This window comes from Serratia sp. EC4 (assembly GCF_059652115.1).
The window spans coordinates 194,618-208,211 of record NZ_JBNIDE010000004.1; the positions used below are offsets into that span (position 1 = coordinate 194,618).

The window sequence follows — 13,594 nt, forward strand, 5'->3', positions numbered from 1 at the left end:
CTGACGAAAAAGCCCTGCACTGCAGGGCTTTTTTTTTAGCTGTAGGAGTCGGCTCGCCGCTCCCCGGCTTCGCTGTTCAGGTCGCGATGCAGGTAGACGCCGAGCAGCAGCCCGAGGAGCGACAGCGCCAACACATAGTAAGCGGGCGCTAACGGGGTTAATTTCATGATCAGCGTCACAAAAATAGGGGTTAAACCGCCAAAAATAGCGTACGAGACGTTATATGAGAACGAGATGCCGGTAAACCGCACTTCCGCCGGGAAGGCCCGCACCATCACATACGGCACGGCCCCCACCACGCCTACGCTGAAGCCCACCAGCGCATAGCAGGCGAATAGCATTTCCGGGCGCACGCCCACCGTTTGATAGAACAGCCAGCTGCAGCCGGCCAGCAGCACACTGCCGACTACCAGCGTTTTGCTGGCGCCGAAGCGATCGGCCGACAAACCGGCGACGATGCAGCCGGCGATCAGCATGATGGTGGCGATGCTGTTGGCCTGCAGCGTCAAAGCCGGCGCAATGGCGAACTGTTTTTGCAGATAGGTCGGGGTCATCAGGATCACCACCACGATGCCGGCGGAGAGCAGCCAGGTCAGCAGCATCGACACCGCCACTTCCCGTTTGTGGTTGATCACCACCGATTTCAGCGGCAGCTCTTCGGCCAGCGCTTTACGCGCCTGCATCTCGATAAAGATCGGCGTCTCCTGCAGCCAACGGCGCAAGTACATCGCCACCAGGCCGAACATGCCGCCCAACAGGAAAGGAATGCGCCAGCCGCCGCCGGCGATGCTCTGCGGGCTGAGCGTGGTGTTGATCACCGTCGCCACCACCGAGCCCAACAAGATGCCCACCGTCAGCCCGGCGGTCAGCGTGCCGCAGGCGAAGCCGATGCGCCGGCGCGGCACGTGTTCGGCGACGAAGACCCAGGCGCCCGGCACCTCACCGCCGATCGCCGCGCCCTGCAGCACGCGCATCAGCAGCAGCAGTAGCGGCGCGGCGATGCCGATGCTGGCGTAGGTCGGCAGCAGACCCATCGCCAGCGTCGGCAACGCCATCAGCAGAATGCTCAGGGTAAACATCTTTTTGCGGCCGACCAGATCGCCGAAGTGCGCCATCACGATGCCGCCCAGCGGGCGGGCTAGATAGCCGGCGGCGAAGATGCCGAAGGTTTGCACCAGCCGCAGCCACTCCGGCATGTCCGCCGGGAAGAACAGATCGCCGACCACGGCGGCGAAGAACACGAAGATGATGAAGTCGTAAAACTCCAGCGCGCCGCCCAACGCGGCCAACGTCAGCGTTTTGTAGTCTTGCCGGTTCAGCCGGCGATTATTGTCGTGAGGCATAGGGCACCGTCGGTAAAGGCTGTAAAAATAAAAGCCGCAGGCTTTCTGTAAAAGAATCCTTACTATAACGGCAAATTATTTTCACACCAGACGGGCTGAAGCCGATCTCGCAGAACGCTGAAATTTAGAGGTTTATCTCGCGACGCGCGCTCTTTGGCCGAAATGCTGCTACCACCGCGGCGTGCGTTTCGACGTAAGGCCCGTCAAGCAGTTGAATGCAATAAGGCACGCTGGCGAAGATGCCATGCACCACCGCATTGCCCTGCTCATCCTTTACCCCTTCCAGCGTTTCCTTGATCGACTTCGGTTGGCCGGGCAAGTTGATGATCAGCGCCTGTTTGCGGATCGCCCCCACCTGGCGAGAAAGAATTGCCGTTGGCACATAGTGTAGGCTGATCTGACGCATTTGCTCGCCGAAGCCGGGCATCACGCGATCGGCGATCGCCAGCGTGGCGTCGGGGGTGACGTCGCGGCGCGCCGGCCCGGTGCCGCCGGTGGTCAGCACCAGATGGCAGCCCATTTCGTCCACCAGCTCGCACAGCGTTTGTTCAATTTGCGTCTGCTCATCGGGGATCAGCCGGGTTTCCAGCTTGAAGGGCGTCGCCAGCGCGCCGGCCAACCACTCCTCCAGCGCCGGAATGCCTTTATCCTGGTAAACGCCGCCGGAAGCGCGGTCGGAAACGGAAACCAAACCAATACGTAAAATATCCATGCGTAACCTCTACAGCCTGATGGGGTCCGAACGGGTTCGTCTCCCGTTCTGTTGTCATTGCCGAGAGTATAAGGGCTTCCCCCGCCGGCGGGAGCGTCGGGCATAAAAAAAGGTGGCCTGAGCCACCTTTTTACTGCGCGATCTGCGGGAATTACAGCAGGTCGGCGATCATTTTTTCCAGTTTACCCTGGTCTACGGCGAACTTGCGGATGCCGTCGGTCAGTTTTTCAACCGCCATCGGATCCTGGTTGTGCTGCCAGTAGAACTCAGGTTCGGTCAGTGCGGCAGGACGCGCCTTCACTTCACCGGTGTAAGACAGTTTACGCTCCAGCGCGCCTTCGCTCTCCGCCAGCTCTTTCAGCAGCGCAGGCGCGATGGTCAGGCGGTCACAGCCGGCCAGTTCGATGATTTCGCCGACGTTGCGGAAGCTGGCGCCCATCACCACGGTGTTGTAACCGTGCTGTTTGTAGTACTGGTAAATTTCGGTCACGGAGATCACGCCCGGATCTTCGTGCGGAGCGAACTCTTTCTTGTCGCCGTTAGCTTTGTACCAGTCGAGGATACGGCCGACGAACGGCGAGATCAGGTAAACGCCGGCTTCGGCGCAGGCGCGAGCCTGAGCGAAGGAGAACAGCAGCGTCAGGTTACAGTTGATGCCTTCTTTCTCCAGCTGCTCCGCCGCGCGGATGCCCTGCCAGGTCGAGGCCAGTTTAATCAGAATGCGATCGTTGCTGATGCCGGCTTCGTTGTACAGCTTGATCAGGCGCTTGGCCTTGGCCACGCTGGCAACGGTGTCGTAAGACAGGCGTGCATCCACTTCGGTGGAGATGCGGCCCGGAACCAGTTTGAGGATCTCCAGACCGATGTTGACCGCCAGCTTGTCGGCGGCGTCGGCGATCTGCTGCTCGCGATCGCTGCTCTGGCCGCGCGCCCAGGCAATGGCTTCGTCAATCAGTTTGCGGTATTCAGGAATTTGGGCTGCATTGAGGATCAGCGAAGGGTTGGTTGTGGCGTCCTGCGGTTGATACAGCTTCATTGCCGCGATATCACCCGTATCTGCAACCACTGTAGTCAGCTGGCGCAGGGAAGTTAATTTGTCGGTCATGTTGGCATTATCTCATCGTTTGTGCATGAACTTTTGGCATTGTTCAACCATGCCCTGCCCTGATAATAACATGCGCCAAGCCCGGTGCAAGGCTGGAAAACCGCGGCGCGCAAGCATCTGTTTTATCCTTGGGCGAGCAACCGTTTACGCCGATATCTTTCGCCATAACCGAGCGGATGGAAAGGCAATAACGTGCTATCGCCCGAATAAATTATGTTAAATTCGAAAAAATTGATGCAATTCGTCCGCTAATCTGCGAAAAATCTTAATCGACTGACGCCGGACAGATTCCAGCTAAGCTCTTGTAAAAAATAGGCCAATGTTTTTCACCTGCGGTGGATGCTGCAAGGTGCGCATGACATTTCGATAAGAGGAGGGATCCCTTGACGGACCTGATGAATTTTATAAACAACATTTTGTGGGGGTCAGTGCTGATTTATCTGCTGCTCGGCACCGGCATTTACTTCACGTTGCGTACCCGCTTTATCCAGCTTCGCCACTTCAGCCACATGTTCTCGGTGTTGAAAAACAGCAATAAAAGCGACAGCGCCGGCATCTCCTCTTTCCAGGCGCTGTGCACCACGCTGGCGGCGCGCGTCGGCACCGGCAACCTGACCGGCGTCGCCATCGCCCTGACCGCCGGCGGCCCCGGCGCCATCTTCTGGATGTGGGTGGTGGCGTTTATCGGCATGGCCACCTCATTTGTGGAAAGCTCGCTGGCTCAGCTCTATAAAACCAAAGACGACAACGGCAACTACCGCGGTGGCCCGGCCTATTACATGGAAAAAGGCCTCGGCATGCGCTGGATGGGCGTGCTGTTCTCGATCTTCCTGATCATCGCGTTCGGTCTGGTGTTCAACGCCGTGCAGGCCAACTCCATCGCGCAAGCCTCCGCCGTCGCCTTCCATTTGCAACCGCTGCACGTCGGCATCGGTCTGGTGCTGCTGAGCGGCGTGGTGATCTTCGGCGGCATCCGTTCCATCGCCAAAGTGGCCGAACTGGTGGTGCCGCTGATGGCGGGCGCCTACCTGCTGCTGGCTCTCTGGGTGATTGGCCATAACATCGAACACATGCCGGCGATCCTGGCGCTGATCTTCAAAAGCGCCTTCGGCCTGCAGGAAGCCGCAGCCGGCGCCGTCGGTTACGGCATCTCCCAGGCGATGACCCAGGGCGTGCAGCGTGGCCTGTTCTCCAACGAAGCCGGCATGGGCTCGGCGCCCAACGCGGCGGCGTCCGCCTCGCCTTATCCGCCGCATCCGGCTTCGCAGGGCTACGTGCAAATGCTCGGGGTGTTTATCGATACCATCGTCATCTGCAGCGCCACCGCGGCGATCATCCTCTCTTCCGGCATACTCGATCAGCCGACCGACAGCATCAGCGGCATCGATCTGACGCAGCGCGCGCTGTCGACCGCCGTCGGCAGCTGGGGGGCACCGTTCGTCGCCATCGCCATCTTCTTCTTCGCCTTCACCTCGATCATCGCCAACTATGCCTATGCCGAGAGCAACCTGGTGTTCCTCGAACACAATCATCCGGGCGGCCTGTTGATTTTCCGCTGTGTGGCGCTGGGCATGGTGATGTTCGGCGCGCTGGCGGAGCTGCCGCTGGTGTGGAAAATGGCGGATACCTCCATGGCGCTAATGGCGATCACCAACCTGACGGCGATCCTGCTGCTGTCGCGGGTGGCGCTGAAACTGGCCGACGACTACCATCGCCAGCGCCGCCTGGGCAAGCTACCAACCTTCGACGCCACCCGATTCCCGGAGCTGAAATCGCAGCTGGAGCCGGGCGTGTGGGACGATCAAAAGCCGCCGCGCTGAGTTTTCCGGGGCGCGTGCGATGCGCGCCCCGCCTATTGGACCGATTGCCGCTTTTTCCTGCGCTTTTTGCTACAGTACCCGCACTTGGATAAACAGGATCTGGCCATGCTCGTTATTATTTCCCCTGCAAAAACGCTCGATTACGACAGCCCGCTGGCGACAAAACGCTTCACGCAACCCGAACTGCTGGACAAGTCTCAGCGGCTTATCAACATTTGCCGCAAGCTGACGCCGGCGCAAATCGCCAGCCTGATGAGCATCAGCGACAAGCTGGCCGGCCTGAACGCCGCGCGCTTTAGCGAGTGGCAGCCGGCATTTACCCCGGACAACGCCCGTCAGGCGTTGCTGGCGTTCAAGGGCGACGTTTACACCGGCCTGCAGGCGCAGGATTTCAGCGAAGCCGATTTCGACTTCGCCCAACAGCATCTGCGCATGCTGTCCGGCCTGTATGGGGTGCTGCGCCCGCTCGATCTGATGATGCCGTATCGGCTGGAGATGGGCATCAAGCTGGAAAACCCGAAGGGCAAAGATCTGTACAGCTTCTGGGGCGGTCAGATCACCAAAAAGCTCAACGAAGCGCTGGAGCAACAGGGCGATGACGTGGTGGTCAACCTGGCGTCCGACGAGTATTTCAAAGCGGTGAAGCCGGCCAAACTGCACGGCGCGCTGATCAAACCGGTGTTCCTCGACGAGAAGAACGGCAAATACAAGGTCATCAGTTTCTACGCCAAGAAAGCGCGCGGGTTGATGAGCCGCTTTATCATCAAGAATCGCCTGACGCGCAGCGAGCAGTTGGCGGACTTCAACTTGGAAGGCTACGCCTTCGACGAAGCCGCCTCGCAGGGCAATGAACTGGTGTTCAAGCGCCCGGAGCAGGCATAAAAAAAAGCCGTCGCAAGACGGCTTTTCGCATTCTAACCTGCCGAATTTCAGGCCGGAAGTGCCATCAGGAACGTGCGCAGCTCGCCGAAACTGGCCGGCAGCGTGTGCGACAACAGCGGCAGATCGGCCCGCAACGCCAGCGCTTTCGGCAACGGCAGTTCCTGGCCGAGGATCGCCTCCACGCTCTCTTTAAACTTGGCCGGATGCGCGGTGCCAAGGAACAGACCAAACTCCCCTTCCTGCAATTGGTCACGCAGCGCACGGTAGGCAATGGCCGCGTGCGGTTCGGAGACATAGCCCAACTCGGCCAGCTCACGCATCGTGTCTTTGGTGGTCTCGTCGCTGACCGCCGCGTGGCCCAGCTCTTTCAACTGCCAGACCTTGCGACGGAACAGCTCTTCCACGCGCGGCCAGTTGTTCGGCTGGCTGACGTCCATGGCGTTGGACAGCGTCGCGACCGTGGCGTGCGGCTGCCACTGGCCGCTGGTCAGGAAGCGCGGCACGGTGTCGTTGGCATTGGTGGCGGCGATGAAGCGCTTCACCGGCAGACCCAGCGACTTGGCCAGCAGCCCGGCGGTCAGATCGCCGAAGTTGCCGCTCGGCACCGAAATCACCAGCTGATTGCGCGCTTCCTGCGGCAGCTGCGCCACCGCTTCGAAGTAGTAACAGATCTGCGCCAGCAAACGGCTGATGTTGATCGAGTTGGCCGAGTTCAGGTGCAGCGCATCTTTCAATTCCTGATCGTCAAACGCCTGCTTCACCAGCGCCTGACAGGCGTCGAAGTCGCCGTCGATCGCCACGGTGTGAATGTTGCCGCCCAGGGTGCAGAACAGTTTCTCCTGCAACGGGCTGATTTTGCCCTGCGGGTAGAGGATCACCACCCGGACGTTTTTCAGGCCGTAGAAGGCGTGCGCCACGGCGGCGCCGGTGTCGCCGGAGGTGGCGGTCAAAATGGTCACCGGCTGATCGCCGGCCACTTCCGCCAGCATCTGCGCCATAAAGCGGCCGCCAAAGTCTTTGAACGCCAGCGTCGGGCCGTGGAACAGCTCCAGGCAGGAGACGTCTTCCGTCACTTTCGCCACCGGCGCCGGGAACTCAAAGGCGGCCTGTACGCGTTTCTTCAGCGCCGCTTCCGGCACCTCTTCGCCGATAAAGGCCGACAGAATACGGCTGCTGCGGGTGACAAAGTCCTGCTCCAGCAGGTGGTCGATCTCGGTCAGTTCGAACGCAGGCAGCTCCAGCGGGAAGAACAGCCCCTGCTGCTTGCCCAGGCCTTGTTTGATCGCCTGCGCGAAGCTGACCTGCTCGTTGTGATCCTTAAGGTTGTACAGTTTCATGCGTTATCCCAGTAGTCGAGCGCCTGCGGTATCCAGACGGCAAATATGAACAAAACCTTCGTCGTTTTGCAGATAGTGTTGTTGCAGCCAGGCGGCCATGCGCTGCGCGGTGGCGCCGTCATTGCAGACGGCGAACAGCGTCGGGCCGGAGCCGGAGATGCCGCAGGCCAACGCGCCTATGTCCTGCGCCGCCTTGCGCGCTTCGGCGAAGCCCGGCAGCAGCCGGGTGCGGTACGGCTCGGCGATCACGTCCTGCATCAATTTGGCGGCCAACTGCGGCTGCCGGGTATGGCAGGCATGAATAAAGCCGGCCAGATAGCGGCCGTGGCTGATGCAATCCTGACGACGGTATTGCGCGGGTAAAATGGCGCGCGCTTCGGCGGTGGAGACCTTGATGCCCGGATAGGCCATGACCCACAGCCAATCGTCGAAGCACGGCACCTCCTGGCTGATAATGCCTTCTTCTTCCAGCATCAGCTGCAGGCCGCCCAGATAGCAGGGCGCCACGTTGTCATAATGCACGCTGCCGGAAATGCGGCCTTCCAGCTCGCCCATCAGGCCGAGCAGCGTCGTCTTATCCAGCGGGCGATCGCAAAATTCGTTCATCGCCATTAGCCCGGCCACCACCGAACAAGCGCTGGAGCCCAGCCCCGATCCGATCGGCATGTTCTTTTCCAGCCGCATCGCCACCGGCACTTCGCGGCCGATCTCCTGGCAGAAACGCTCCCAGCATTGATAAACGATGTTCTCTTTCGGCTCGGCCGGCAGCTTGCTGACGAAGCGCCCGGCATTCTGCAAACTGAACGTCTCGGCGGCTTCCACGCTGACGCAGTCGCCCAGCAGCGTGCCGTCGATCGGCGAAACCGCCGCGCCCAGCACATCGAAACCGACGCTGACGTTACCGATCGAGGCCGGTGCATACACCTTAACCATATTAAACTCCCAACTTCCATGACAGTGTGCGCAGCAGATCGGCGAACACGCCCGCTGCGGTCACATCGTTACCGGCGCCGTAGCCGCGCAGCACCAGCGGCAGCGGCTGATAATAACGGCTGTAGAAGGCCAGCGCGTTCTCGCCGTTCTTCACTTTATACAACGGATCGTTGCCGTCCACCGCCTCGATGCGCACCTTACATCGCCCTTCGTCGATCAGACCGACATAGCGCAGCACCTTGCCTTGCTCGGCGGCATTGGCCACGTTGCGCGCGAACTCTTTATCCAGTTCCGGCAGCCGCGCCAGGAAATGGTCCACGTCGCCCGACGCGTCGAAGGACGGCGGCAGCACCGGCTCGACCTCGATATCGCTCAGCTCCAGCTTGTAACCGGCCTCGCGCGCCAGGATCAGCAGCTTGCGCGCCACGTCCATACCGGACAGATCGTCGCGCGGATCCGGCTCGGTGTAGCCATTGGCCCTGGCCTGCAGGGTCGCCGCCGACAGCGACAGCCCTTCGTCCAGCTTGCCGAAGATAAAGGACAGCGAGCCGGACAGGATGCCGGAGAAGCGCACCAGCTCATCGCCGGCGTTCAGCAGGTTTTGCAGGTTCTCAATCACCGGCAAACCGGCGCCGACGTTGGTGTCGTACAGGAACTTGCGGTGCGAACCGGCGGCGGCGGCGCGCAGTTGCTGATAATAGTTCATCGACGAGGTGTTGGCCTTTTTGTTCGGCGTTACCACATGGAAGCCGTCCGCCAGGAAGTCCACGTATTGATCGGCCACCGCCTGGCTGGAGGTACAGTCGACGATCACCGGGTTCAGCAGGTGATACTCCTTCACCAAACGAATCAGGCGGCCGAGATTGAACGGCTCCTGCGCGCCGGCCAGCTCGTCGCGCCAGCTGTCCAACGCGATGCCATGCACGTTGGTCAGCATCACGCGCGAGTTGGCGATGCCGCACACCCGCAGATCGATATGTTTTTGTTTCAGCCACGGCTGCTGGCGGTAGATCTGCTCGATCAGCGCCCCGCCGACGCCGCCGACGCCGATGACGAACACTTCGATCACCTGATCGGTGTTGAACAACATCTGGTGGCTGACGCGCACGCCGGTGGTAGCGGAGTCATTGCTGACCACCACCGAGATTGAACGTTCGGAAGAGCCCTGGGCGATGGCGACGATATTGATGTTGGCGCGCGCCAACGCGGAGAAGAAGCGCGCGGAAATGCCACGCAGGGTGCGCATGCCGTCGCCGACCACCGAGATGATCGCCAGGCGCTCCATGACGTCCAGCGGATCCAGCACGCCATCTTTCAATTCCAGATAGAACTCCTCCTCCAGCGCACGGCGGGCGCGCTGCAGTTCGCCCTGCGGCACGCAGAAGCTGATGCTGTATTCGGAAGAGGATTGGGTGATCAGCACCACCGAAATGCCGGCGCGTGACATCACGGCGAACACCCGCGCGGCCATGCCGACCATGCCTTTCATGCCCGGGCCGGAGACGTTGATCATCGCCATATTGTTCAGGTTGGTGATGCCTTTCACCGGCATTGCGTCATCGGTGCTGTCTTTGCCGATCAGCGTGCCGGGGGCTTGCGGGTTAGAGGTGTTTTTTATCAGGCATGGGATTTGGAACTGGGCAATCGGCGTGATGGTGCGAGGGTGCAACACTTTGGCGCCGAAATAGGAAAGCTCCATCGCCTCCTGGTACGACATCGATTTCAGCAGCCTGGCGTCCGGCACGGTGCGCGGATCGCAGGTATACACGCCGTCGACGTCGGTCCAGATTTCGCAACAGTCGGCGCGCAGGCAGGCGGCCAGCACCGCGGCGGAATAGTCGGAGCCGTTGCGGCCCAGCACCACCAGCTCCCCCTTGTCGTTACCGGCGGTGAAACCGGCCATCAGCACGATGTGGTCGGCCGGGATCGCCGCTGCGGCGATGCGCAGCGTGGACTCGGCGATATCCACGGTAGACTCCAGGTAGTGGCCCTGCGCCAGCAGTTTCTCCACCGGGTTGATCACCGTGACCGGGTAGCCCTTGGCGCGGAACACCCCTTCCATGATGGCGATGGAGAGTTTTTCGCCGCGGCAGATGATCGCCGCGTTCACGCTGTCCGGGCACTGCCCCAGCAGCGAGACGCCGTGCAACACCTGTTTGAGCTGCGCGAATTCCTGATCGACCACGCCTTTCAGGCGATCGTATTCAAAGCCCGGCAGCGCCTGCGCCAGCCCGCTCAGCAGGTCGGCAAAGATCCGCTCGGCGTCGCTGATATTCGGCAGAATGTCCTGGCCCGCCACCGTTTTGTCGATCATCGCCACCAGATGGTTGGTGATCTTTGCGGGGGCGGACAAGACCGTGGCTACCTGCCCTTGACGCGCATTACTCTCCATGATGTCGGCGACGCGCAGAAAACGTTCTGCATTCGCCACCGAGGTTCCGCCAAATTTCAGCACTCGCATGTGTGATCTCTCCGAATTTAAGCCGAAAAAAAAGCCCGCACTGATTAGGTGCGGGCTTTTTTCTGTGTTTCCTGTGCGCGTCAGCCCGCCCCGTTACCTGTGGTATCGGTGGTGGTAATAATTGTGGTTTTCAGGCTGATGTTGCGCATGTTGTCTGTCTGTCTCATGAAATACTCTGTCCCCTCTATTGGTTAAAGCAATCGCTATCCCAAGTCAAACTATTTCTTTTTTTTGCTTATTTTCCGTTCAGCGGCGGTAATGCGCGATGCAACAGGTGAAAAGCAAAATGACAGAACAAAAAAACAACTTAAAGCCGATTTACTAGTGGATCACGCTGGGTAACCGTCTGATGGAGCCGCTATCACTTGGCGAGTTTTTTTTCGATGTCGTGCAGCAGCGTATGCAGCATCGCCGTATCTCGCTGTTGCAGCGCGCCGAGACGCTGGTGCAGCCAGTCGCGCAATTTTTGGTCATCGCCGACATCCAATGCGCTCAACAAGGCATCGGCGCGGCGGCGCAGCGCCTTAAGCTGCCCTTCCGACGCCGCCGTTTCCTGTGGCGTATTGACACCCATCAGGCTCGCCAGCTGGTAGCAGTACACCATCACCGCCTGGCCCAGGTTAAGCGACGGATAGTCCGCCTGCATCGGCACGCCGGTCAGCAAGTCCGCCAACGCCAGCTCTTCGTTGGTCAAGCCGGAATCTTCGCGGCCGAACACCAGCGCGGCCTGGCCGACCCACTGCTTACGCTCGCTCAGCTGTTCCAGCAGTTCGGGCGGCGTACAGTAGTAGTGAAAGCGCGCGCGGCTGCGGGCGGTGGTGGCGACGGTAAAATCCACGCCCGCCAGCGCCTGCTCTAGCGTGGCGAACGTTTGCACGCCGTCGAGGATCTCGCCGGCACCGTGCGCCACCCAGCGCGCCGCCGGCTGCAGGTGCGCCTCGCTGTCGACGATGCGCAACGACGTGAAGCCCATGGTTTTCATCGCGCGCGCCGCCGCGCCGACATTTTCCGGCCGCGCCGGAGCCACTAAAACAATATGAAGCTGCATCACTCTTCCACCGAAGGCGGGCCTGCGTTTTTAACGATGGCGCAGCGCCCGCTTATATTTACAATTAAGTAACAATAAACGCGTTAATAGCAACAAACAAGATTAAACGGCTCGTTGAGCTAATAAACCCATCGTAATAGTCATTATTCGCGCTTATGTTTTACTGTGTTTATTTATCAATAAGTTAAAACAACACGATGATCAATAAGCGAATAATTGTATCCTATCGGGCCGGATAATGCTGAATCGTTCACAGAATTTGAGGTTCTGTGACTTAAACTGGCATTTCTGTAAGTGTTTTTCACAAATCTGTTAACGTGCTACAATTGAATTTGATATATGTCAACAAAGCGTAGTTTTGTTGGGTGATGAATTCGGCACGCGCTGTTATATTGCTGTTAATGGGGTTAGGATATGCGCCGTTTCGGCACCCCAGGGGTTGTAGGGAACAGCATCCCCACCAGGCTAGCGATCTTGTTGACATGAGATGGAAAGTGCATCAAGAACGAGTTTACGTACTTTAGTCATTTGCTGAGAGGGAACGTGGCGCTATCTCTGCCCTCCTCTAAGAAAACAAAGACTTCTGTACTTCCGATTTTCTATTTTGTTGGCAATTTTAGGTAGCAAATATGCAGACCCCGCACATTCTGATTGTCGAAGACGAGTTAGTCACTCGTAACACCCTGAAGAGCATTTTCGAGGCGGAAGGCTACATTGTTCATGAAGCCAATGATGGTGCAGAGATGCACAATATCCTGTCTGAAAATGATATCAATCTGGTCATCATGGACATCAACCTGCCAGGCAAAAACGGCCTGCTGTTGGCGCGCGAACTGCGTGAACAGGCCAGCGTCGCCTTGATGTTCCTGACCGGTCGCGATAACGAAGTGGACAAAATCCTCGGCCTGGAAATTGGCGCCGACGATTACATCACCAAGCCGTTCAACCCGCGTGAGCTGACCATCCGCGCGCGCAACCTGCTGTCGCGCACCATGAACCTGGGCAGCCTGGGCGAAGAGCGCCGCCTGGTCGAGAGCTACAAGTTCAACGGGTGGGAGCTGGACATCAACAGCCGTTCTTTGATCAGCCCGGCCGGCGAACAATACAAGCTGCCGCGCAGCGAATTCCGCGCCATGCTGCACTTCTGCGAAAACCCGGGCAAGATCCAGTCGCGCGGCGAACTGCTGAAGAAAATGACCGGCCGCGAGCTGAAGCCGCATGACCGCACCGTGGACGTCACCATCCGTCGCATTCGCAAACACTTCGAATCGACGCCGGACACGCCGGAAATCATCGCCACCATTCACGGCGAAGGCTACCGCTTCTGCGGCGATCTGGAAGAGTAATTCCGGCCTGCCGTCATGAAAACGGGGTTCAGCATGCTGAACCCCGTTTTTTTATTTCGTCTCAGCCCACGGCATGATCGGCACCGCGCTCAACGCGTTCTTCGGCGAACCGTCGATCACCTTGTCGGAGTAGCTCAGGTAAATCAACGAATTGCGCTTGGCGTCATAGAAGCGCACCACCTGCAACTTCTTGAACACCAGCGAGGTGCGTTTCTGGAACACCACATCGCCTTCCGCCTTGCCGTTTTTGATCTTGTCGCTCAGCTCGATAGGCCCCACCTGTTGGCAGGAAATGGCCGCGTCGGCGGTGTCCTCCGCCAGCCCCAGGCCGCCTTTGATGCCGCCGGTTTTGGCGCGGCTGATATAACAAGTTACATTTTTAACGTCCGGATCGTCGAACGCTTCCACCACGATTTTGTGGTCCGGCCCTAACAATTTAAACACCGTATCAACGGAGCCCACCTGCTCCGCCTGCGCGCTGCCAACGGCTGCGCAAACCAAACCGAATAAAAATATCCAGCTTTTTTTCATTTACTTAACTCCGGTATAACCTTGCTGCAAAAATAGGTTCGGCGGTCGCCATTATTTATGTCTAAGCTCACGGAAT

12 protein-coding genes and 1 other annotated feature are annotated in these 13,594 nt (G+C 59.2%); of the genes, 3 read left to right on the top strand and 9 right to left on the bottom strand.

What is annotated here, in order from left to right; translation table 11 throughout:
* Positions 1-35: 35 nt before the first annotated feature.
* The 3 genes from ACP39K_RS14365 to tal form a co-directional block, all read right to left on the bottom strand.
* Positions 36-1,343 carry an MFS transporter gene (locus ACP39K_RS14365; RefSeq protein ID WP_016929143.1) on the bottom strand — a complete coding sequence of 436 codons (1,308 nt, stop codon included), beginning with the start codon at positions 1,341-1,343 and terminating at the stop codon, positions 36-38.
* A 124-nt stretch (positions 1,344-1,467) separates the two neighbouring features.
* Positions 1,468-2,055, bottom strand: a complete 588-nt coding sequence (gene mog, locus ACP39K_RS14370) for a molybdopterin adenylyltransferase (RefSeq protein WP_015376607.1) — start codon at positions 2,053-2,055, stop codon at positions 1,468-1,470.
* A 151-nt stretch (positions 2,056-2,206) separates the two neighbouring features.
* Positions 2,207-3,160, bottom strand: coding sequence for a transaldolase (gene tal / locus ACP39K_RS14375; RefSeq protein ID WP_004932982.1), 954 nt, complete (start codon positions 3,158-3,160; stop codon positions 2,207-2,209).
* 383 nt (positions 3,161-3,543) lie between these two features.
* Here tal and ACP39K_RS14380 point away from each other — a divergent pair, with 383 nt between their 5' ends.
* Both ACP39K_RS14380 and yaaA read left to right on the top strand, forming a co-directional pair.
* A complete protein-coding gene (locus ACP39K_RS14380; protein WP_033641226.1) occupies positions 3,544-4,980 on the top strand; it encodes an alanine/glycine:cation symporter family protein in 1,437 nt (478 codons plus the stop codon).
* 105 nt (positions 4,981-5,085) lie between these two features.
* Entirely contained in the window at positions 5,086-5,862 is a 777-nt protein-coding gene (gene yaaA / locus ACP39K_RS14385) for a peroxide stress protein YaaA (protein ID WP_497008601.1), read from the top strand.
* Between the two features lie 47 nt (positions 5,863-5,909).
* Here yaaA and thrC read toward each other — a convergent pair whose 3' ends face one another.
* The 5 genes from thrC to ACP39K_RS14410 form a co-directional block, all read right to left on the bottom strand.
* On the bottom strand, positions 5,910-7,199 hold the full coding sequence (gene thrC, locus ACP39K_RS14390; RefSeq protein ID WP_197818402.1) for a threonine synthase: 1,290 nt from the start codon (positions 7,197-7,199) through the stop codon (positions 5,910-5,912).
* A 3-nt stretch (positions 7,200-7,202) separates the two neighbouring features.
* Positions 7,203-8,132, bottom strand: coding sequence for a homoserine kinase (gene thrB / locus ACP39K_RS14395; RefSeq protein WP_016929148.1), 930 nt, complete (start codon positions 8,130-8,132; stop codon positions 7,203-7,205).
* Between the two features lies 1 nt (position 8,133).
* A complete protein-coding gene (thrA, locus tag ACP39K_RS14400; protein ID WP_016929149.1) occupies positions 8,134-10,593 on the bottom strand; it encodes a bifunctional aspartate kinase/homoserine dehydrogenase I in 2,460 nt (819 codons plus the stop codon).
* Positions 10,594-10,617: 24 nt separating this feature from the next.
* Positions 10,618-10,735: a sequence feature (Thr leader region), on the bottom strand.
* Entirely contained in the window at positions 10,674-10,760 is an 87-nt protein-coding gene (gene thrL, locus ACP39K_RS14405; protein WP_071525951.1) for a thr operon leader peptide, read from the bottom strand. (Overlaps the previous feature by 62 nt.)
* A 194-nt stretch (positions 10,761-10,954) precedes the next feature.
* The gene (locus tag ACP39K_RS14410; protein ID WP_016929150.1) at positions 10,955-11,641 is read right to left on the bottom strand and encodes a tRNA/rRNA methyltransferase; all 687 of its coding nucleotides are present in this window, start codon (positions 11,639-11,641) and stop codon (positions 10,955-10,957) included.
* A gap of 629 nt (positions 11,642-12,270) precedes the next feature.
* On the opposite strand from ACP39K_RS14410, the gene arcA reads away from it, so the two are divergent.
* Positions 12,271-12,987 carry a two-component system response regulator ArcA gene (arcA, locus tag ACP39K_RS14415; protein ID WP_004933003.1) on the top strand — a complete coding sequence of 239 codons (717 nt, stop codon included), beginning with the start codon at positions 12,271-12,273 and terminating at the stop codon, positions 12,985-12,987.
* Positions 12,988-13,038: 51 nt separating this feature from the next.
* Here arcA and creA read toward each other — a convergent pair whose 3' ends face one another.
* Positions 13,039-13,518, bottom strand: a complete 480-nt coding sequence (gene creA / locus ACP39K_RS14420) for a protein CreA (RefSeq protein ID WP_060444849.1) — start codon at positions 13,516-13,518, stop codon at positions 13,039-13,041.
* Between the last annotated feature and the right edge of the window lie 76 nt (positions 13,519-13,594).

Excerpts from the sequence above, each read along its gene's own strand:
- creA (WP_060444849.1), bottom strand. The coding sequence starts at position 13,518 with ATGAAAAAAAGCTGGATATTTTTATTCGGTTTGGTTTGCGCAGCCGTT.
- arcA (WP_004933003.1), top strand. The coding sequence starts at position 12,271 with ATGCAGACCCCGCACATTCTGATTGTCGAAGACGAGTTAGTCACTCGT.
- thrL (WP_071525951.1), bottom strand. The coding sequence starts at position 10,760 with ATGAGACAGACAGACAACATGCGCAACATCAGCCTGAAAACCACAATT.
- tal (WP_004932982.1), bottom strand. The coding sequence starts at position 3,160 with ATGACCGACAAATTAACTTCCCTGCGCCAGCTGACTACAGTGGTTGCA.
- yaaA (WP_497008601.1), top strand. The coding sequence starts at position 5,086 with ATGCTCGTTATTATTTCCCCTGCAAAAACGCTCGATTACGACAGCCCG.
- thrA (WP_016929149.1), bottom strand. The coding sequence starts at position 10,593 with ATGCGAGTGCTGAAATTTGGCGGAACCTCGGTGGCGAATGCAGAACGT.
- thrC (WP_197818402.1), bottom strand. The coding sequence starts at position 7,199 with ATGAAACTGTACAACCTTAAGGATCACAACGAGCAGGTCAGCTTCGCG.
- ACP39K_RS14365 (WP_016929143.1), bottom strand. The coding sequence starts at position 1,343 with ATGCCTCACGACAATAATCGCCGGCTGAACCGGCAAGACTACAAAACG.
- mog (WP_015376607.1), bottom strand. The coding sequence starts at position 2,055 with ATGGATATTTTACGTATTGGTTTGGTTTCCGTTTCCGACCGCGCTTCC.
- thrB (WP_016929148.1), bottom strand. The coding sequence starts at position 8,132 with ATGGTTAAGGTGTATGCACCGGCCTCGATCGGTAACGTCAGCGTCGGT.
- ACP39K_RS14410 (WP_016929150.1), bottom strand. The coding sequence starts at position 11,641 with ATGCAGCTTCATATTGTTTTAGTGGCTCCGGCGCGGCCGGAAAATGTC.